Annotated in this window: 23 protein-coding genes; 15 read left to right on the plus strand and 8 right to left on the minus strand. The window is 58.8% G+C overall.

From position 1 onward, the window contains the following. Positions 1-9: 9 nt before the first annotated feature. From fabD to ptsG, 10 genes are all read left to right on the plus strand, one after another. A complete protein-coding gene (fabD, locus tag ACEQFP_RS01365) occupies positions 10-939 on the plus strand; it encodes an ACP S-malonyltransferase (protein WP_370547366.1) in 930 nt (309 codons plus the stop codon). Between the two features lie 12 nt (positions 940-951). Continuing rightward, positions 952-1,686, plus strand: a complete 735-nt coding sequence (gene fabG, locus ACEQFP_RS01370; RefSeq protein WP_005287291.1) for a 3-oxoacyl-ACP reductase FabG — start codon at positions 952-954, stop codon at positions 1,684-1,686. A gap of 154 nt (positions 1,687-1,840) precedes the next feature. Beyond that, on the plus strand, positions 1,841-2,077 hold the full coding sequence (acpP, locus tag ACEQFP_RS01375; RefSeq protein ID WP_005293837.1) for an acyl carrier protein: 237 nt from the start codon (positions 1,841-1,843) through the stop codon (positions 2,075-2,077). An 82-nt stretch (positions 2,078-2,159) separates the two neighbouring features. Then, positions 2,160-3,401, plus strand: a complete 1,242-nt coding sequence (gene fabF, locus ACEQFP_RS01380) for a beta-ketoacyl-ACP synthase II (protein ID WP_005293840.1) — start codon at positions 2,160-2,162, stop codon at positions 3,399-3,401. A gap of 87 nt (positions 3,402-3,488) precedes the next feature. Further along, on the plus strand, positions 3,489-4,301 hold the full coding sequence (gene pabC / locus ACEQFP_RS01385) for an aminodeoxychorismate lyase (RefSeq protein WP_005293843.1): 813 nt from the start codon (positions 3,489-3,491) through the stop codon (positions 4,299-4,301). 18 nt (positions 4,302-4,319) lie between these two features. Further along, complete coding sequence (mltG, locus tag ACEQFP_RS01390) at positions 4,320-5,348, plus strand: endolytic transglycosylase MltG (protein ID WP_370547368.1); 1,029 nt, start codon at positions 4,320-4,322, stop codon at positions 5,346-5,348. Next, positions 5,338-5,979 carry a dTMP kinase gene (tmk, locus tag ACEQFP_RS01395; RefSeq protein ID WP_068870840.1) on the plus strand — a complete coding sequence of 214 codons (642 nt, stop codon included), beginning with the start codon at positions 5,338-5,340 and terminating at the stop codon, positions 5,977-5,979. Before mltG ends, tmk begins: the two co-directional genes overlap by 11 nt. After that, on the plus strand, positions 5,976-6,959 hold the full coding sequence (holB, locus tag ACEQFP_RS01400; protein WP_370558340.1) for a DNA polymerase III subunit delta': 984 nt from the start codon (positions 5,976-5,978) through the stop codon (positions 6,957-6,959). The genes tmk and holB overlap by 4 nt, the downstream gene beginning before the upstream one ends. 30 nt (positions 6,960-6,989) lie before the next feature. Beyond that, positions 6,990-7,778 (plus strand): metal-dependent hydrolase, encoded by a 789-nt coding sequence (locus ACEQFP_RS01405; protein ID WP_370547369.1) that lies wholly within the window; start codon positions 6,990-6,992, stop codon positions 7,776-7,778. A gap of 305 nt (positions 7,779-8,083) precedes the next feature. Then, positions 8,084-9,517, plus strand: coding sequence for a PTS glucose transporter subunit IIBC (gene ptsG, locus ACEQFP_RS01410; RefSeq protein WP_035596173.1), 1,434 nt, complete (start codon positions 8,084-8,086; stop codon positions 9,515-9,517). Positions 9,518-9,583: 66 nt separating this feature from the next. On the opposite strand, the gene ACEQFP_RS01415 is transcribed toward ptsG, so the two are convergent. Both ACEQFP_RS01415 and ribA read right to left on the minus strand, forming a co-directional pair. Then, positions 9,584-9,718: a hypothetical protein gene (locus ACEQFP_RS01415; RefSeq protein ID WP_370547370.1), complete on the minus strand. Its 135-nt coding sequence runs from the start codon at positions 9,716-9,718 to the stop codon at positions 9,584-9,586. 41 nt (positions 9,719-9,759) lie between these two features. After that, positions 9,760-10,350, minus strand: coding sequence for a GTP cyclohydrolase II (gene ribA / locus ACEQFP_RS01420; RefSeq protein ID WP_005293851.1), 591 nt, complete (start codon positions 10,348-10,350; stop codon positions 9,760-9,762). Positions 10,351-10,790: 440 nt separating this feature from the next. Here ribA and ACEQFP_RS01425 point away from each other — a divergent pair, with 440 nt between their 5' ends. The 4 genes from ACEQFP_RS01425 (at position 10,791) to yciH (ending at position 13,473) form a co-directional block, all read left to right on the plus strand. Further along, complete coding sequence (locus tag ACEQFP_RS01425) at positions 10,791-11,105, plus strand: LapA family protein (RefSeq protein ID WP_005287250.1); 315 nt, start codon at positions 10,791-10,793, stop codon at positions 11,103-11,105. Positions 11,106-11,110: 5 nt separating this feature from the next. After that, positions 11,111-12,280 (plus strand): lipopolysaccharide assembly protein LapB, encoded by a 1,170-nt coding sequence (gene lapB / locus ACEQFP_RS01430; protein WP_035596176.1) that lies wholly within the window; start codon positions 11,111-11,113, stop codon positions 12,278-12,280. Positions 12,281-12,402: 122 nt separating this feature from the next. Further along, positions 12,403-13,125, plus strand: coding sequence for an orotidine-5'-phosphate decarboxylase (pyrF, locus tag ACEQFP_RS01435; protein WP_005293855.1), 723 nt, complete (start codon positions 12,403-12,405; stop codon positions 13,123-13,125). A 21-nt stretch (positions 13,126-13,146) separates the two neighbouring features. After that, the gene (gene yciH / locus ACEQFP_RS01440) at positions 13,147-13,473 is read left to right on the plus strand and encodes a stress response translation initiation inhibitor YciH (protein WP_005287240.1); all 327 of its coding nucleotides are present in this window, start codon (positions 13,147-13,149) and stop codon (positions 13,471-13,473) included. Positions 13,474-13,566: 93 nt separating this feature from the next. On the opposite strand, the gene osmB is transcribed toward yciH, so the two are convergent. Beyond that, positions 13,567-13,785, minus strand: coding sequence for an osmotically-inducible lipoprotein OsmB (gene osmB, locus ACEQFP_RS01445; protein WP_068870842.1), 219 nt, complete (start codon positions 13,783-13,785; stop codon positions 13,567-13,569). Positions 13,786-13,946: 161 nt separating this feature from the next. Then, positions 13,947-14,609 (minus strand): DedA family protein, encoded by a 663-nt coding sequence (locus ACEQFP_RS01450; RefSeq protein ID WP_035596186.1) that lies wholly within the window; start codon positions 14,607-14,609, stop codon positions 13,947-13,949. 413 nt (positions 14,610-15,022) lie between these two features. Between ACEQFP_RS01450 and ACEQFP_RS01455 the strand changes: the two genes are divergently transcribed. Further along, complete coding sequence (locus ACEQFP_RS01455) at positions 15,023-15,559, plus strand: hypothetical protein (RefSeq protein ID WP_005293863.1); 537 nt, start codon at positions 15,023-15,025, stop codon at positions 15,557-15,559. Positions 15,560-15,589: 30 nt separating this feature from the next. Here ACEQFP_RS01455 and ACEQFP_RS01460 read toward each other — a convergent pair whose 3' ends face one another. The 4 genes from ACEQFP_RS01460 to solA form a co-directional block, all read right to left on the minus strand. Further along, on the minus strand, positions 15,590-17,047 hold the full coding sequence (locus ACEQFP_RS01460; RefSeq protein ID WP_005293866.1) for a PLP-dependent aminotransferase family protein: 1,458 nt from the start codon (positions 17,045-17,047) through the stop codon (positions 15,590-15,592). A 92-nt stretch (positions 17,048-17,139) separates the two neighbouring features. Beyond that, positions 17,140-17,256 (minus strand): DUF2770 family protein, encoded by a 117-nt coding sequence (locus ACEQFP_RS01465; RefSeq protein ID WP_097364525.1) that lies wholly within the window; start codon positions 17,254-17,256, stop codon positions 17,140-17,142. 76 nt (positions 17,257-17,332) lie between these two features. Then, on the minus strand, positions 17,333-17,935 hold the full coding sequence (locus ACEQFP_RS01470) for a helix-turn-helix transcriptional regulator (RefSeq protein ID WP_370547371.1): 603 nt from the start codon (positions 17,933-17,935) through the stop codon (positions 17,333-17,335). Between the two features lie 513 nt (positions 17,936-18,448). After that, a complete protein-coding gene (solA, locus tag ACEQFP_RS01475; protein WP_370547372.1) occupies positions 18,449-19,573 on the minus strand; it encodes an N-methyl-L-tryptophan oxidase in 1,125 nt (374 codons plus the stop codon). Positions 19,574-19,595 lie beyond the last annotated feature (22 nt).

Here is a 19,595-nt window from a genome sequence, read left to right on the forward strand (position 1 = left end):
AAAACACTCATGTCTACATTTGCAATGGTATTCCCGGGACAAGGCTCGCAGAGCGTCGGGATGCTGGCCGATCTGGCCGCACACTATCCGCTGGTCGAGCAGACCTTCGCCGAGGCCTCCGAGGCGCTGGGTTATGATCTGTGGAGCCTGGTGCAGCAGGGGCCAGCCGAAGCGCTGAACAAGACCTGGCAGACCCAACCGGCGCTGTTGACCGCCTCCGTGGCGATCTACCGTGTCTGGCAGCAGAACTATGGCAAGCAGCCGGCGATGATGGCCGGGCATAGCCTAGGGGAATACTCCGCGCTGGTGTGTGCCGGGGTGATCGACTTTAAACAGGCGGTACGCCTGGTCGAGTTGCGTGGCCAGCTGATGCAGCAGGCGGTACCGGAAGGCACCGGCGCCATGTATGCCATCATCGGGTTGGACAATGACGCCATCGCGCAGGCCTGTGCCGATGCCGCTCAGGGTCAAGTGGTGGCGCCGGTTAACTTTAACTCACCGGGTCAGGTGGTGATCGCCGGTAATAAAGAAGCCGTCGAGCGTGCCGGTGCCGCCTGTAAAGCGGCTGGTGCCAAGCGTGCGCTGCCGCTGCCGGTCAGCGTGCCGTCCCACTGTGCGCTGATGAAGCCGGCGGCCGATCAGTTGGCTGAGGCGCTGCAGGCGATCCCGTTCAATGCCCCGCTCTGCCCGGTGATCAACAACGTCGATGTGCAAGCGGTCAGCGACGCCGACGCGATCCGTGATGCGCTGGTACGCCAGCTGTATAATCCGGTCCGTTGGACGGAGAGCGTGCAGCAGATGTCCGCCGAAGGGGTGACCCAGTTGCTGGAAATCGGCCCAGGCAAGGTGTTGACTGGCCTGACCAAGCGTATCGTGGACACCATGACGGCCGCCGCGGTGAATGATTGCGCTTCCCTGAGCGCCGCTCTCGAACAGTAATACGAGGAAAACATGAGCTTAGAAGGTAAAATTGCACTGGTAACCGGTGCCAGCCGTGGCATCGGCCGCGCTATCGCCGAGACGTTGGTTGCGCGCGGCGCACGCGTCATCGGTACCGCGACCAGCGACAAGGGCGCGGAAGCGATCAGCGCCTATCTGGGCGATAACGGCAAGGGAATGGCGCTGAACGTGACCGATTCCGCCTCTATCGATAGCGTACTGGAGCGTGTACGCGCCGAGTTCGGCGAGATCGATATCCTGGTCAATAATGCCGGTATCACCCGCGACAATTTGCTGATGCGCATGAAGGATGACGAGTGGCAGGATATCCTGAACACCAACCTGACTTCCGTTTTCCGCCTGTCAAAAGCGGTAATGCGCGCTATGATGAAGAAGCGTTGCGGGCGTATCATCACCATCGGTTCGGTGGTGGGGACCATGGGGAACGCCGGGCAGGCTAACTATGCCGCTGCCAAGGCGGGCCTGATCGGGTTCAGCAAATCGCTGGCGCGCGAAGTCGCTTCACGCGGCATCACCGTCAACGTGGTCGCGCCGGGTTTCATTGAAACCGACATGACGCGCGCGCTCTCCGATGAGCAGCGCAGCGGCATTCTGGCCGAGGTTCCGGCCGGTCGTCTGGGCGATGCTAAAGAGATCGCTTACGCTGTCGCATTTTTGGCCTCTGATGAGGCGGCTTACATTACCGGTGAGACATTGCATGTCAATGGCGGCATGTACATGATCTAAAAATCACGAAAACTATTTGCCTTTCTTGCGCGAAACACCGCAAAATAGGGTAAAATCGTGGTTTGACCAGCCGGGATTTGGTTGCATCTTTTTCAACTTTCAATACACTACGAAAACCATCGCGCAAGCGAGTTTTGATAGGAAATTTAAGAGTATGAGCACTATCGAAGAACGCGTTAAGAAAATCATTGTTGAACAGCTGGGTGTTAAAGAAGACGAAGTTGTGAATTCAGCTTCTTTCGTTGACGATCTGGGTGCTGATTCTCTTGACACCGTTGAACTGGTTATGGCTCTGGAAGAAGAGTTTGATACTGAGATTCCGGACGAAGAAGCAGAGAAGATCACCACTGTTCAGGCCGCTATCGACTACATCGAAGCTGCAAACAAGTAAGTGAACTCATCTAGGCGGTCACTCGACCGCCTACGTTTTTCCTGCATTTAATCAGTATCATTTCCCTCCCTGGAGGACAAACGTGTCTAAGCGTCGAGTTGTTGTGACCGGACTGGGCATGTTGTCTCCTGTCGGCAATACCGTAGATTCCACATGGAATGCGCTCCTTGCCGGTCAGAGTGGCATCAGCCTGATCGACCATTTCGATACTAGCGCCTATGCAACGCGTTTTGCGGGCTTAGTAAAGGATTTTAATTGCGAAGAGCATATTTCGCGCAAAGATGCGCGGAAGATGGATCTCTTCATTCAGTACGGGATCATGGCCGGCATTCAGGCCTTCCAAGACTCCGGGCTGGAGATTACGGAAGAAAACGCCCCGCGTATTGGCGCCGCTATCGGCTCCGGGATCGGCGGCTTAGGATTAATCGAAGAGAACCATACGGCCTTGATGCACGGTGGTCCGCGTAAGATTAGCCCGTTCTTCGTCCCGTCGACCATCGTCAATATGGTGGCCGGGCATCTGACTATCATGCTGGGGTTACGTGGCCCGAGCATTTCTATTTCGACGGCTTGTACCTCTGGCGTACATAACATCGGCCATGCCGCGCGCATGATCGCCTATGGCGATGCCGATGCCATGTTGGCCGGTGGGACCGAGAAGGCCAGTACCCAACTGGGTGTTGGCGGGTTCGGTGCCGCGCGTGCGCTCTCGACGCGTAACGACAATCCGCAGGCGGCCAGCCGTCCGTGGGATAAAGATCGTGACGGTTTTGTGTTGGGTGATGGCGCCGGCATTCTAGTGCTGGAAGAGTACCAGCATGCCAAGGCTCGTGGTGCCAAGATCTATGCCGAGCTGGTTGGCTTTGGCATGAGCAGCGATGCCTATCACATGACGTCCCCACCGGCCGATGGCGCCGGTGCGGCGCAGGCGATGGAAAACGCCTTGCGTGACGCGGGTGTGACGCCGGCACAAGTCGGCTATATCAACGCCCACGGGACCTCGACGGCGGCGGGCGATAAGGCGGAAACCCAAGCGGTGAAGAGCGTCTATGGTGATGCCGCCGCGCGCGTGATGGTCAGCTCGACGAAGTCGATGACCGGTCACTTGCTGGGCGCCGCTGGCGCGGTCGAGTCCATCTTTACCATCCTGGCGCTGCGCGATCAGGTGGTGCCGCCGACCATCAACCTGGACAACCCCGACGAGGGCTGTGATCTGGACTTCGTACCGCACGAAGCCCGTCAGGTTAGTGGTCTGGAGTATGCCCTGTGTAACTCCTTCGGCTTCGGCGGAACCAACGGCTCGATCATCTTCCGTAAGATGTAAGCGGGTCACGCCGGCTAATGGCTCCTTCGGGAGCCATTTTTTTTGTCTCGCCAGGTAGAATAGGGCACTACGGCATAAGGAGGCGGCATGTACTGGATCGATGGCGAAGAGCAGCATCAGATTGCGTTGAGCGATCGCGGACTGAACTATGGCGACGGTTGCTTTACCACGGCACGCGTCTGCCAGGGGCGCGTCGATGGATTGCGTGCGCATCTGGCGCGCATGCACCAGGCCTGTGATCGTCTACAGATCCAGGGCGTGGACTGGAGCCGTTGGCTGACGGAGGCCGAGCGCTATGCCGCGTTGCTGGGGGAGGGGGTGCTCAAGGGGATGATCACGCGGGGGAGCGGTGGACGTGGCTATGATCCGCATGGCGCCGATACGCCCCGTCGCATTTTCGTCACCGCCCCGGCGCCGACCCACTATATGGCGTTGCGTGAGCGAGGCATCACCTTGACCGTCAGCCCGATCCGCCTGGCGCGTCAGCCGCTGCTGGCCGGTATCAAACACTTGAACCGGCTGGAGCAGGTGTTGATCCGCGCCCATCTGGCGCAGACACAGGCGGATGAGGCGCTGGTGCTTGACACCCAGGATAGGCTGGTGGAATGCTGTGCGGCCAATCTGTTCTGGCGGTGTGGGCAACAGGTGTTCACGCCGCGCCTGACGCAGTGTGGGGTTGATGGCGTGATGCGCCAGCGTATCTGCCGCCTATTGGCGCAGAGTCCCTATCGCCTGCAGGAGGTGGAGAGCGGGTTGGCGGCCTTGCAGCAGGCCGATGAGGTGGTGGTGTGCAATGCGTTGATGCCGCTGTTACCGGTTAACCAGGCGTTGGGGCGCGCTTTCGCCGCACGCACATTGTATCAATTTTTATTGCCGCATTGCCTACAGGTTGAGGCATAGCGGCGCCATGGCGGTGGAATGAAGAAAAAACGGATAGCCTTGATTGCGGCGTTGGCGCTGCTGTTGCTGGTCGGTTTAGGCGTGGTGGGGTATCACCAGGTGGAGCGCTTCGCCCGCACCCCTTTGCCGCTGAGTCAGCCGACCCTGTTTAAGCTGCCGGCGGGGAGCGGACGGGAGATGCTACAGGCGTTGTTGGTACGCGATCGTCTGATTCGATCTGGACGTTACCTTCCCTGGTTGTTGCAGTTGGATCCGGCGTTGGCCAAGTTTAAGGCGGGAACCTACCGATTGACGCCCGGCATGACGGTACGAGACATGCTGGCGCTGTTCAGCAGTGGGCGTGAGGCGCAGTTTGATCTGCGTTTTATCGAGGGAACCCGTTTCAGCGACTGGCTGAAGGTGCTGGCCGAGGCGCCACAATTGAAGCATACCCTACAGCGAGAGAGTGAGGCGCAGATCGCCCAACGGCTGGGGATCAAGGCGGGGCAGTCGCTAGAGGGATGGTTCTATCCCGATACCTATCGTTATACTGCCGGTACCACGGATCTGATGCTGTTGAAGCGCGCCTACGCCCGCATGGAGAAGACCGTGGAGCAGCAGTGGGCGCAGCGTGATGTGGCCTTGCCCTACAAGACGCCGCAGCAGTTGGTCACCATGGCGTCGATCATCGAGAAAGAGACGGGACTGGGTGAGGAGCGTCCCAAGGTCGCCTCGGTATTCATCAACCGTCTGCGCATCGGGATGCGTCTGCAGACCGATCCGACGGTGATCTATGGCCTGGGAAATGCCTATAATGGCAACCTGACGCGGCGTGATCTTCAGCAGCCGACCCCCTATAACACCTATGTCATCGCCGGTCTGCCGCCGACGCCCATCGCCATGCCGAGCAAGGCCTCGCTGGTCGCCGCGGCGCACCCGGCCAAGACGCCCTATCTCTACTTCGTGGCGGATGGTAAGGGCGGGCATGTATTTAGCACTAACCTGCAAAGTCATAATCAGGCGGTGCGCGCCTATTTGCAGGCATTAAGGGATAAGAATGAAAAGTAAGTTCATCGTGATCGAGGGGCTAGAAGGCGCCGGCAAGACGACGGCACGCGACGTCGTGGTGGAGGAGTTGCGCCGACACGGCGTGCAAGAGGTTGTCTTTACCCGAGAGCCGGGCGGTACGCCGCTGGCCGAACAGCTGCGCCAGTTGGTGAAAGAGGGCTGTGCGGGGGAGACCCTGACCGATCGCGCCGAGGTGCTGATGCTCTACGCCGCACGGGTTCAACTGGTAGAGAACGTGATCAAGCCCGCGCTGGCGCGTGGTGCTTGGGTGATCGGCGATCGTCACGATCTCTCCTCACAGGCCTATCAGGGGGGCGGACGTGGCATCGATCCTCAGCTGCTGCAAACCCTGCGTGATACGGTACTGGGATCGTTCAAGCCCGATCTCACCCTCTATCTGGACATCCCGCCAGAACAAGGGTTGGCGCGGGCGCGTAGCCGTGGTGAGTTGGATCGCATCGAGCGTGAGTCACTGGCGTTTTTTGAGCGGACTCGGGCGCGCTATCTGGCGTTGGCCAGCCAGGATGAGCGCATCGTCACCCTCGATGCCTCACAGCCGCTGGAACAGGTGAGTGACGCGATCCGCCAGGCGTTGCAAGCGTGGCTGGCGCGTCAGGAGGCGCAGGCGTGAATTGGTATCCCTGGCTCAACGCCCCCTATCGTCAATTACTGGCGCAGCATCAGAATGGGCGAGGCCATCATGCGTTACTGCTGCATGCCATCGAAGGCATGGGGGAGGCATCGCTGGTCTATGCCTTGGCGCGTTGGTTGCTTTGTCAGCATCCCGAGGGGGAGCGGAGCTGTGGTCAGTGCCATGCCTGTCGCCTGATGATGGCAGGCACGCATCCCGACTGGCATTGTCTCCAGGCGGAGAAGGGGAAAAATACGCTGGGCGTCGAGCCGGTACGCCAGATCATCGAGCAGTTGCAGAGTCATGCTCAGCAGGGCGGGGCGAAGCTCGTCTGGATCGCGCGCTGTGAGCAGCTGAGTGAGGCGGCGGCCAATGCGTTGTTGAAGACGCTGGAGGAGCCGCCGGCTCAGACCTATTTTCTGCTGAGCACCCGCGAACCCGCGCAGTTGTTGCCTACCTTGCGCAGCCGCTGCTTCTATCTGCATCTGGCCGCGCCGGTGGAGAGCGTCAGCCTGCATTGGCTACAACAGCAACAGCCCGGGGATCCTCAGGCGATGAGCGCCGCCTTGCGTCTGTGCGGTGGGGCACCGGTCGCCGCCCTGGCGTTATTGCAACCGGCGCGCTGGGCCCAGCGCGAGGCGTTATGCCAGGCGCTGAGTCAGGCGCTGGCGAGCGATCAGTGGCTCGATCTGCTGCCGTCGTTGAACCAAGAGGATGTCAGCGAGCGGCTGGGATGGCTATGCGCGCTGCTGCTGGATGCACAGAAGCGTCAGCTCGGCGTGGCCGCGAGCATCGCCAATCGAGATCAGCTGGCGCTGGTGACCCTGCTGGCAAAGCGGCATGCGCCGGCCAAACTGCAACAGCTGCTGCACGCCTGGGTGGCGTGCCGCCATCAACTCCTGGCGACGCCAGGGATCAATCGTGAATTATTGCTTATGCGCCAGCTGTGCGCATGGAGCGACTCCTCGCCGGCCGGCTAATTGGCCCGGCATAGACAGAATAGGTTGGTTATGTATCTAGTCGATTCTCACTGCCATCTCGATGGCTTGGATTATGATGGACTGCACGATAGCGTCGATAGCGTGTTGGCCGAAGCGCACGCTCGTGGTGTCGGGTTTGTCCTGGCCGTCGCCACCACCCTGCCCGGTTACCGCGCGATGCGCGCCCGTATCGGCGATCGTCCCGATGTCGCCTTCTCGTGCGGCGTGCATCCGCTGAATCTGGACGAACCCTATACGCCGCAGGCGTTGCAGAGTCTGGCCGCCGAACCGGGGGTGATCGCGTTGGGCGAGACCGGGTTGGATTACTTCTATCAGCAGGACAATATCGCCGAACAGCAGGCGGCCTTCCGCCAGCATATTCGTATTGGCCGCGAGTTGGGCAAACCGGTGATCGTGCATACCCGTGAGGCACGCCAGGATACGCTCGCGATCCTGCGAGAGGAGGGGGCCGATCAGTGCGGTGGCGTGCTGCACTGTTTTACTGAGGATAAGGCGACGGCGGCGGCGTTACTGGATCTCGGTTTTTATATCTCTTTCTCGGGTATCGTCACCTTCCGTAATGCCGAGGCGTTGCGTGAAGTGGCGCGTTATGTGCCGCTCGATCGCCTGCTGGTGGAGACCGACTCGCCCTATCTGGCGCCGGTGCCACATCGCGGACGCGAGAATCAGCCGGCCTATGTGCGCGATGTCGCCGAGTATCTGGCGGTGTTGAAGGGGATTGACGCGCAGGCATTGGCGCGCGCGACCAGTGCGAATTTTAGCCGCCTGTTCGCGGTGACGCTGCCGAACATGGATTAATATATTTTACACTGCGTAAAAATGCCCATCGATGGGCATTTTTTGTGCGCAACAGTGATCGGCTAACTGGCTAATAATGCAACATACTCGCTAGGGTTGGTCGATTTTCTTGCGTAAATGTTAAATAGATCGCTGTAATGTGTGAAACGTGACAGCCATCAAACACCAAATGCTCTATTTATTTTACTCTGCGTAAAAAATAACAGGGTGCAAAGACACCCCTTGCCGGGGGCCCTCTTCCCTCTGGCACACGCCGCCCCTAGCGTGAATAAAAAGAGCATTTTTACTCAGGAGCACACTCAAACATGTTTAAAAACGCATTTGCTAACCTGCAAAAGGTAGGCAAGTCGCTGATGCTGCCAGTATCAGTCTTGCCCATCGCAGGTATTCTTCTCGGTGTCGGTTCGGCTAATTTCAGTTGGCTACCCGAGATTGTTTCCCATGTGATGGCCGAGGCGGGCGGGTCAGTATTTGCCAATATGCCGCTCATCTTCGCTATCGGCGTGGCATTAGGCTTCACCAACAATGACGGGGTTTCGGCGCTGGCCGCCGTGGTTGCCTATGGCATCATGGTGAAAACCATGGCGGTGGTCGCACCGTTAGTGCTGCATTTACCGGCCGAAGAGATCGCCTCGAAACATCTGGCGGACACCGGGGTGCTCGGCGGGATCATCGCCGGTTCCATCGCGGCCTATATGTTCAATCGCTTCTATCGTATCAAGTTGCCAGAGTACCTGGGCTTCTTTGCCGGTAAGCGCTTTGTGCCGATCATTTCTGGCCTGGCCGCCATCGCCCTTGGTGTGGCGCTCTCCTTTATTTGGCCGCCGATCGGATCCGCCATTCAGCACTTCTCTCAGTGGGCCGCTTACCAGAACCCGGTTGTGGCTTTCGGTATCTATGGTCTGGTAGAACGCGCGCTGGTGCCCTTTGGCTTGCACCATATCTGGAACGTCCCGTTCCAGATGCAGATCGGTGAATACGTCAATGCGGCCGGTCAGGTGTTCCACGGCGACATTCCGCGTTATATGGCGGGGGACCCGACGGCGGGCAAACTCTCCGGTGGCTTCCTGTTCAAGATGTATGGCCTGCCGGCCGCCGCGATCGCCATCTGGCATTCGGCGAAACCGGAAAACCGCGCCAAGGTTGCCGGGATCATGATCTCGGCGGCGCTGACCTCATTCCTGACGGGGATCACCGAGCCTATCGAGTTCGCCTTTATGTTTGTGGCGCCGATCCTGTATGTGATCCATGCCATCCTGGCCGGTCTGGCCTTCCCGATCTGTATCCTGCTGGGGATGCGCGACGGTACCAGCTTCTCGCATGGTTTGATCGACTTTATCGTGTTGAGTGGTAACGGCAGCAAGCTGTGGCTATTCCCGATCGTCGGCCTGTGCTACGCCCTGCTGTATTACGTGATCTTCCGTGTGCTGATCGTCAAGCTGAACCTGAAGACGCCGGGGCGTGAAGATAGCGCGGCCGAACAGTCTGCCCAGGGGAGCAACGAGATGGCGGCCTCACTGGTACAAGCCTTCGGGGGCAAGGACAATATCACTAACCTGGATGCCTGTATTACGCGTCTGCGCGTTAGCGTCGCCGATGTCGCCAAGGTGGATCAGGCCGGCTTGAAGAAGCTGGGCGCCGCTGGCGTCGTGGTCGCGGGTTCCGGTGTTCAGGCCATTTTCGGCACGAAATCGGATAACCTGAAGACCGAGATGGATGATTATATTCGTAGCCATTGATGCAAGTACGTGATACGCCTGTGACAGGGCGATGACGTCGCTTAGCCCCCGTTTTGGGGGCTTTTTTTATGCTTCAGCGCGCCTGACCGGGGCACGCTGCTGAGCATAGGCATAGGCATAGGCATAGGCATAGGCATAGGCATAGGCATAGGCATAGCGTGGGGCGTGCGGGATGTGATAACGCGGAGGGGGGTGAGACACGAGAGGTGCGGGCGGCGTTATACCGCCCGTGAGTGGGCGGCTCAGCCGTTCAGCAGATGGCCCATCTTGGCGGCCTTGGTGGCCAGATAGCGTTCATTCTTCGGATTGCGCCCGACGATCAGCGGCACGCGTTCGACAATGTTGATCCCCGCCTGGGTCAGGATATCGACCTTCTTCGGGTTATTGGTCAACAGACGCACCTGGCTCACGCCCAACAATTTAAACATGTCGGCGCACAGGGTAAAGTCGCGCTCATCGGCGGCGAAGCCCAACTGATGGTTGGCCTCGACGGTATCGGCGCCCTGATCCTGCAAGGCATAGGCACGGATCTTATTGAGCAGACCGATGTTACGCCCCTCCTGACGATGGTACAGCAGGATGCCGCGCCCCTCTTCTGCAATGTGTTCCAGCGCGGCTTCCAGCTGGAAGCCGCAGTCGCAGCGCAGGCTGAACAGGGCATCGCCCGTCAGGCACTCGGAGTGAACACGCGCCAGTACCGGCGTCGTGCCGGAAATATCTCCATAAACCAGGGCCAGATGGTCATGACCTGTCGCAATCTCTTCAAAGCCGACCATTAAAAAGTCGCCCCATGGCGTCGGCAGTTTTGCCTCTGCCACCTGTTTAAGCTGCATGTTTGTCTCCACAACCACATCATTTTCCATCATGACGGCGTCACATCTACGGCACACTGCGGATGTAGATAGCACAGGGTACGCAAGAGGATGAGTGACGCTTCCTACTTCGGCTATAAAAGTCTGGCCTCATTTTGCCATAAAATGTGCGTAAAGCTCGGCCAAGAAAGCACATTTGTTGCAGCCGATGGCGCAAAAAAGGGAATAAAAATGCTGCATCAATAGTAAAACTATTATTTGATATGGTGATACCCATGGCGCGATTCAAGGGTGGCGGGCGCAGAGATTGTGGCGATGGTACAAAAATAGCGCAGCATTCAATAAACCCTTGCCTTTCTGCTAGGCGGGGTTTCCATGCCCCATGAGTAAATGTTAATTTAGACGCTGTCTCGATTTTCTAAGCATTATTCATTTGCTTAACCTGAACAACGGGAAGAAATGTGAAATATTTGCTGATTTTTCTGATCGTACTGGCCATCTTCGTACTGTCGGTTACCCTCGGCACGCAAAATGATCAGCTGGTTACCTTCAACTACTTGTTAGCGAAAGGGGAGTACCGCCTGTCGACGCTGCTGGCGACGCTGTTCGCCGCGGGCTTCGTCCTGGGCTGGTTGATCTGCGGGCTGTTTTATTTGCGCGTGCGGCTGGGGCTGGCTCGCGCTCAGCGCAAGATCCGTCGTCTGGAGCAGCAACTGGCGCCGGCTGATGTGCCGGTGGGTGCTAGCGCCGCGCCGACCCGCGCCGCCAAGGAATAACCGTCATGCTTGAGCTGCTGTTTCTGCTTCTCCCGGTAGCGGCTGCCTATGGCTGGTATATGGGGCGCAGGAGTGCACAGCAGGATAAACAGCAAGAGGCTAATCGCCTGTCGCGCGAATACGTGACCGGGGTGAACTTCTTATTGTCTAACCAGCAAGATCAGGCGGTCGAGCTGTTCCTCGATATGCTCAAGGAGGACAGTAACGCCGTCGAAGCCCATCTGACACTCGGCAACCTGTTTCGTTCTCGTGGCGAAGTCGATCGCGCCATCCGCATCCACCAGTCCTTAATGGAGAGTGCCTCGCTCTCCTTCGAACAGCGTCTGCTGGCGGTGCAACAGCTGGGGCGCGACTATATGGCGGCGGGCTTGTATGACCGCGCCGAGGAGATGTTTAGCCAACTGGTCGACGAGGCCGATTTTCGTCTGTCAGCACTGCAGCAGTTGCTGGTGATCCACCAGGCTACCAGCGAGTGGCACAAGGCCATTGAGGTGGCGGAGAAGCTCGTCCGGCTAGGAAAAGAGCAGCAGCGGGGCGAAATCGCCCACTTCTACTGTGAGCTGGCGTTGCAGGCCATGGGCAGCGACGATCTCGATAAGGCGCAGAGTCTATTGAAGAAGGCGGCGGCGGCAGATAAGGGCTGTGCCCGCGTCTCCATCATGCAGGGCCGAGTCTATCAGGCCTTGGGTGAGCCTGCCAAGGCTGTAACGGCCTTCGCCCAGGTTCTCGAACAGGACCGCGCCTTCGTCAGTGAGGTCTTGCCGTTGATGGAGGCATGCTACCAGACCCTGGGCCAAGCGGGGCCGTGGCATGACTTCCTACGCCGTTGCGTCGAGGAGGATGCAGGCGCCAGCGCCGAGTTGATGCTCGGCCAGGTGATCGAGGCGGAGGAGGGGCTGGAGGCGGCACAGATCTATGTGAGTCGCCAGTTACAGCGCCATCCGACCATGCGGGTGTTCCATCGCCTGATGGACTACCATCTGGCAGAGGCTGAGGATGGCCGGGCGCGTGAGAGTTTGCTGCTGTTACGTGACATGGTCGGCGAACAGATCCGCACCAAACCTCGTTATCGTTGCCTGAAGTGCGGCTTCACTGCTCACAGCCTGTACTGGCATTGCCCCTCTTGCCGAGCCTGGGCGACGGTCAAACCGATCCGTGGCTTGGACGGTCAGTAAGCATCGGGGGAGGATTTGCCCCGCGAATAGGGCGAGGCCCTAGGCAGAGCGGGGCACGCTGTGTACAATGCCCCCCCTGAAAAAGGTATTTCTCCGATAAACGCCAGATTCAGGAACCCACCATGTCAAAATCTATCCCGATGCGAGCTCCCAGCCACTCACCGATCATCGTCGCCCTCGACTATGCCGACCAGAACGCCGCGCTGGCGCTGGTGGACGCCCTCGATCCGCGTGACTGCCGTCTGAAGATCGGTAAAGAGATGTTTACCCTGTTCGGGCCGCAACTGGTGCGTACCCTGCAACAGCGTGGCTTCGATATCTTTCTGGATCTCAAGTTCCATGATATTCCCCATACCGTGGCGCGGGCCGTCGCGGCGGCGGCGGAACTGGGCGTCTGGATGGTTAACGTGCATGCCAGCGGCAGCGCTCGCATGATGACGGCCGCACGTGAGGCGCTGCTGCCTTATGGCGCCGAGGCCCCTTTGCTGATCGCGGTGACCGTGCTGACCAGTATGGAGCAGGCCGATCTGCAGGCCATCGGTATCGATATGGCGCCGGCCGACTATGCCGAGCGCCTGGCGCGTCTGAGTCAGGAGTGTGGTTTGGATGGGGTGGTGTGTTCGGCCCAGGAGGCGGTACGCCTCAAGGCCTGCTGTGGCCCGGCGTTTAATTTGGTCACCCCGGGTATCCGCCCGCAGGGGAGCGACGCCGGGGATCAGCGGCGCATCATGACGCCGCAACAGGCGCTTCAAGCCGGTGTCGATTACATGGTGATCGGTCGCCCGATCACCCAGGCGGCAAAGCCGGCCGAGGCATTGCACGCCATTCTGGCGAGCCTAGCATAACGAGAGATAGAGAACCGAGTCATGCAAGAGAGTAACAGTCGTTTGGTCTACTCCACCGCCAGCGGGCGTATCCAGCAGGAGGCGGCGCCGATCGCGCGCCCGAAAGGGGACGGCATCGTACGTATTCAGCGCCAAACCAGCGGGCGTAAGGGGAAAGGCGTCTGCGTGATCAGCGGGCTGGATCTGGATGATGGCGCGACGCAGGCGCTGGCGGCCGAGCTGAAGAAGCGCTGTGGCTGCGGCGGTAGCGTGCGTGACGGGATGATCGAGATCCAGGGCGATAAACGCGATTTACTGAAACAGCTGCTGGAGGCGAAAGGCCTGCGGGTGAAGTTGGCTGGCGGTTAAAGGCGGCGCTTCGCCGCCATCGCGTGTGAAGACAAGAAAGCCGGCATGCTTGCCGGCTTTTTCATGCCTACGACCGGGGTGAGCCGAGCGACATCACTTGCCGACCTGATGGCCGATCAGCCCGCCGATGGCGGCTCCGCCGACGGTACCCAGCGCGCTACCATCGGTCAGGATGGCGCCACCGATCGCACCGGCACCGGCGCCGATGGCGGTATTGCGATCGCGTTTAGACATGTTGGAACAGGCACTGAGGGAGGCGACCAGGGCAAGCGCTAAGGCGACGCTGGTGACGCGTTTCATGGTGAGGTTCATGTTGGGCTCCTTACTGCGTCCGACACGTTTTAAGTATAGTTGAGGCGTGGCGGAACCGGCTGATAATGAGAGCAGTATAGGTGCCGGAGAATTTATCGACAGGTAAATAGTCTGATTTCTGTCGCCCTCGGCGCAGGTGACGAGGGCGACAGCGTGTGGGGTTAGGCGTGCGGTTGCCGACGGCGGCGCAGGAGGAGTAACAGGGTGCCGATCAGGCCGCTGACCAGCAAGACCACCGGCAGGACGATGAGGATCGACATCACCTGATCCTGATGCTGTTTGACGAAGGGGATGTGGCTGATAGCCAGTCCTAACCCCAGCACCACGCCGACCCAGAGCAGGGCACTGATCCAGTTGAAGATCTGAAAGCGTGTGCTACGCAGTCCCGATAGCCCGGCGAGTACCGGCAGGATGGTGCGTACGAAGGCCAGGAAACGGCCGATGAGCAACGCCATCAAACCGTGGCGATGGAAAAGATTGTAAGCGCGTTGATGGTATTGTGGCGGCAGGCGTAACAGCCAGCCTTGTACCAAACGAGTATCGCCCAGCCAACGCCCCTGCAAGTAGCTGAGCCAGCACCCTAGGCTAGAGGCGATGACCAGCAGGCACAGGGTGGGGAAAAAGGGGAGTACCGAACGCGCGATGAGTGCACCGGATAGCAGCAACAGGCTGTCACCCGGTAGAAAGGCGGCGGGAAGCAAACCATTCTCTAAGACCAGAGTCGTAAATAGAATGGCGTAAATAATCCAGACTACGTGCGGATCGCTTAGCACGGCGAAATCTTGGGCCCACAGTGCATGCAGGATCTCTTTGATGACTTCCATTACCTTACCTTAATTAACCACGAACGGATGCCAGAGGGAAAAGGACGAGCGACTCGTTGCCATCCCGGTAACCAGACTGGTCGCCGATTCGGTGAGCCGTGATACCCCAAATATCAGACAAGTTCGCAGGATAGCGTGACGTGACGATGGTACCATAAATAAGATAATACAATTGTAAATCAGTCTGAAATAGCGTGCGGGAATGTGACCGCCTTGGAAATCTACGCGGCGCGCCGTTGAAAAAACGCGCATATATCGCGCATTGCGCAACGGGGGCGCGGGGAGAGCCTGTTAGGCTAGCTTAACCGAGGACACAGACTGATACAGAATGGGCTGTGGCACAACAGATTGCCCCTTTTCTTGTCAGTTTGACGCATTAGGATAGTAGCAAAACATTTCTAGAGGAAATGATGATGAATAAACCCTTTCTATGGCTCGGCGCCAGCTTGATGGCATGGTATGCCGCCAGTGCCTCGGCAGAGCCTAGCACCTCGGTGACGATCGCGACCCCGCATCCGGTCATCAGCGCGCCTTCGAGCGGCGTGGCCCCGACCAGTGCGGCCACGACGAACACGGCCGCGAGCGCGGCGCAGGCTCAGGTCAAGGTACCTGCCGCCAGCCTGCGTTATGAGCAGGCGTTGCAGTTGGCCTTTTATCATGAGGTCTATCGGCGTTGTAACCAGCAGAACAGCCTGTCGCCGTTGTATAACACCACGGTAGACGCGTTACGTACGGTCACCTCGTTGGGGGAGAAGAATCGCCTGACGGATCTGCTGTATAACGAGATGGCCGGTAACGCATTGGGGTTGGCGATGGCCAGCGACCCCGATCGCCAGCGTTGTATCGTGGCGGGTGACATCTATCAGCAATTGCTGAATAGCGATGCGCCTCATGCCCTGCAACAAGATTTCCGCCTGCAATTGCCGAGCAATGCGCTGCCGGCCGCCTGAGCGGCGCGACGCCGCCCCATGGCGTGCTCTTTAGACCAACGCCAACTCCTTGGCCGCCCGGGCGATGATTTCCAGCGCCCGGCGGATCTTCACCGCCGACAAGGCACTGAAGCCAAATAGCATCAACGGCGCGCCGTCGTGCTCCAGGTAGGCGCGCTCCGAGCCGTTACACATACTCTGTAGGGTATCGAAACGCACGCCGTCGCGTAGGCAGCGTTCGCGTAGGCGATTGACGCTCTGTGCGCTGAGATCGGTCTTGAGCGTCAGGTGGAGGCCGGATGAGGTGCCTAACAGACGGGCGCGGGGGAACAGGGCGCACAATCCCTCACGCAGCAGCGCCTGGCGAGCGGCATACTCCAACTCCAGCTTACGCAGGTGACGGTGATAGCCCTGATCCGACATAAAATCGGCGAGGAACTGTTGGTAGAGCCAACTGGCGCCGTGATTCCATAACGCCTTTAGATTGAGGATGGGATCGACCAGTCGATCCGGGCAGACCATGAAACCGAGCCGCATCCCTGGACCGAGCGTCTTCGAAAAGCTACTCAGATAGATCACGTTGTTAGCGTCTTCCAGCGACTTGAGCGCGGGTAACGGCTGGGTGCCATACAGGAAGGTGGTATCGTAGTCGTCCTCGATCACATAGGCATTCGAGCGGCGCGACCAGTCGAGCAGGGCCAGGCGGCGCGTCAGCGGTAGGGTGCTGCCGACCGGGTATTGGTGCGAAGGGGTGACGTAGGCTAATGCACACTGCTGTTCGGGGAGTAGCTCGGTACGTAGCCCACACTCATCGACCGGGATGGCATGGATCTGCGGGGCGAAGCTAGTAAACAGATTCCAGGCTCCGGGGTAGCAGGGCGACTCGACGGCGATATGCTCCTGCGGCGTCAACAAGGTTCGCGCCAGTAAGGCCAACCCCTCCTGTACACCGTTGGTGATGATGATGTGCTGGGCATCGGTATGGATACCGCGCGCCGCCGCCAGGTATTTGACCAGCTCCTGGCGTAGCGAGAGCAGACCGGCCGGTGGATGGTAGCGGGTCATCAGCAGATGCTTGCTGCGCGAGGCTTTGTTGTTCCAGCTGCGCCAACGTTGCCAGGGAAAGGCCGACTCGTCCGGATTGCCCAGGCTGAAGAACAGTGGGCTGTCGACGTCGACATAGGTTTCAGGCGCCTGGGTGCGCAGTACACTGGGGGGATGGTCCAGCTCATGGCGCGCCGTCGGCGTCTCCGGGAGATCGATGTGGCTGGCGTAGATCACGTCGTAGCCCACGCCGGGCCGGCTGGCGATAAACCCCTCTTGCAGTAGCTTTTCATACACGGCGGTGATGGTATTGCGCGATACGTGTAGCTTGCCGCCCAGTTCGCGGATCGAGGGCAGCCGCTCGCCATGGCGTAATGAGCCATCATGCAGCGCGGTGTGAAATTGCTGATAGAGTTGCGTTTGTAACGCCAGCGGGCTGTTGCGATCCAGAGTAAACGACAGCATAGCAGATACCAAAGAGGGTTAACGTACTGAAAGCACAGCTATCAGCATAGCGGATCGTACGGTGCACACGCAATGCGCCATGCGTCGTATGCTCAGCTTACCATGAAGTAGTAGAGGTCAAAGGCCAACAGTAACAGCGACACGACGAGGTAAAAAATCAGGTGATGGCGCACATTTTCGATTAGGCGTTGCAACAGACGGTCGAGCATGATGCCTCACGGCACAGAAAGCGGGATCCGAGTATAGGAAAAACCCGCCAGCCCCTCAAGCCTCGCCACGCAATCCTTAATAGAGATGACGCAGCAGATTATACAGATAACAGAGCTCGATGCGGTTTCTCACGCGCATTTTTTCGATGATGCGTCGCTTATGGGCGTAGATGGTGCGTGGACTCAGGCGTAGACGTTGGGCGATACGATGATTGGCGATCTGTTGCATCCAGTCGTGCAGTACGGTGATCTCGCGGGGGGTTAGCAACGGCCAGGCTCCGTAGATCTGCGCGATCTGGTCGCTGGGTGTTAGCGATGACTGGGGCGGCTGGCGACCGATCAGATGGAGCAACGTCAGCGTCATCTTTTTATTAATTAAATAAATACCATTTTGTAGATATAACGGTTGTTTAGTATAGGGGTAGTGCGCCTCGGTATAAATAAAGCTTATTGCGCGTCGAGGACGATGGAGAAAAGTCTGTAAGTCGCTACTTATCGCATGATGTTGGCAATAAAGGCTGAGATTGGCGAAAATAAAGTCTGTCTGTGCTGTTGCGTGGTCACCATTAATTTTGGTGATATCATCGACATAATTAATATTGATATTTTCCTCATCCTTAATAAATAAATCGATGCCCATTTGGGTATAGCGGCAGGGTTCAATAACCAATAACTCCATGACTCGTCCTTTAGCGATAGCAGCGACCACAACCACGTGCTGTGGTGCGGTGTCAGGCACCATACTTGGCGCACTCCCGTGACTAGGCAGGACACGGGTGATAGGGAATAGAGGATAACGGCCCGAGGCGTATTAAACCCACAAACTAATTTTTTTGTTGTAGCGTGTCAATGGAAAAGCCGAGCATCTGTCTGTGGTTGGGAATTATTTTTCTCGCGCCAGGAAATAGATAAATAATAAAAATATCTCGTTATATTAAAATAAATATTAGTGAGTGACATTGACGGTATGATGAGCGCAGGCGGTACGGTTAGGCTTCGTGTTCGCGTATGAGATGGGTAAAGGTAATGATGACGAGGTGGCTCTCGTCCTCCACCTCTTGCACCATCATCGCATCATCGCATCACGCTAACACGCCAGCATCGTGTCTCTGATCCCGTGGGGCCGGGAGGGAGACGAACGTAAGCCGCCCCCTCACCATGGTGTAGGGGGCGGGGCGTTTCCCGCCGCCGATTAGTGAGCGGGCGTTCCCCAACGGTCGAGACGAAACGGGCTCAGATCGAGCGCCGGCATTTCATCGTGTGCCAGGGCGAGCGCCAGTTCGGCCAACGCCGGCGCAAACTTAAACCCCTGACTACCGAGGCCGGCCACCACGATAATCGCCGAAGCCCCGGGCAGTCGGTCGAGAATGAGACGATCGTCGGGTGTTGAGGCGACGCTGGCGATCTCCCCGCGTAGGCAGGGACCGACTTGGGGGAGAAATTGTTGCAGGTAGTCGTGGATCGCCTCATCTTCTCGGGCGTCGCGGGCACTGGGACAATGTGCAGGTGGGACGATGGGGAGACCGCCATCGTAACGTCCCGCCTTGAGGGCACCATCCACGGCGGGAAAGCTATAGAAGTAGCGGCCCTGCGGCGTCAGAGTGTGCAACGCAGGGAAGTGACGAGCCTCGCTGAAACTCGCCCCCGCTTGATACCAGGCGAAGGGTTTACACCAGATACGCAGCGGTAGTGCGGGTAACAGGCTGTGGGTCCCGCTGCCGGCACAGACGATGACGCGCCGGGCATACCAGTCGCCCTGCGGGGCGCATAGACGAACGCCATCCCCTTCGGCTTGTAAGGTATGTAATGGGCAGTCGAAGTGTAGTCGGGCCCCGAGATCGGCCGCCTTCTCGATCAGGGTAGCGATGGCCAGATGGCACTTGAGGTAGCCGGCATCCGGCTCCAGTAGGGCAGCGTAGGTCTCCGGGAGGCGGATGGTCGGCCAACGCTCAACGAGGGCCTCCCGGCTTAGGAGGTCGAGCGTCACGCCTTGCTGGTGCGCACTGGCCTGGATACCGCGCATGAAGGCGCTGTGTCGGGGGCCGAGGCTCAGCACGCCGCAACGATGAAACAGGGGGAGCGCGCTGATCTCCTCTAAAGCCAGCCAGAGTCGCTGTGACCGCAGGGCCAAGGCGGCGTACTGTGGCGTGATGGCGTCGGTATGGCGCATTAGGCGGGTATCGCCATGATGGCTCCCCAGACGATGGGGGGGAGAATGGCGGTCGAACAGGGCGACATTGAGGCCGGCCAGGGCAGCATAGTAACCGGCGGCGGCGCCGACAGAGCCACTGCCAACGATTGCCAGATCATAGTCCATCTCCGCCTCCGTCACGCGGCTA

It is taken from the genome of Edwardsiella sp. A.80236, assembly GCF_044540725.1.
GTDB classification, from domain to species: Bacteria; Pseudomonadota; Gammaproteobacteria; order Enterobacterales; family Enterobacteriaceae; genus Edwardsiella; species Edwardsiella tarda.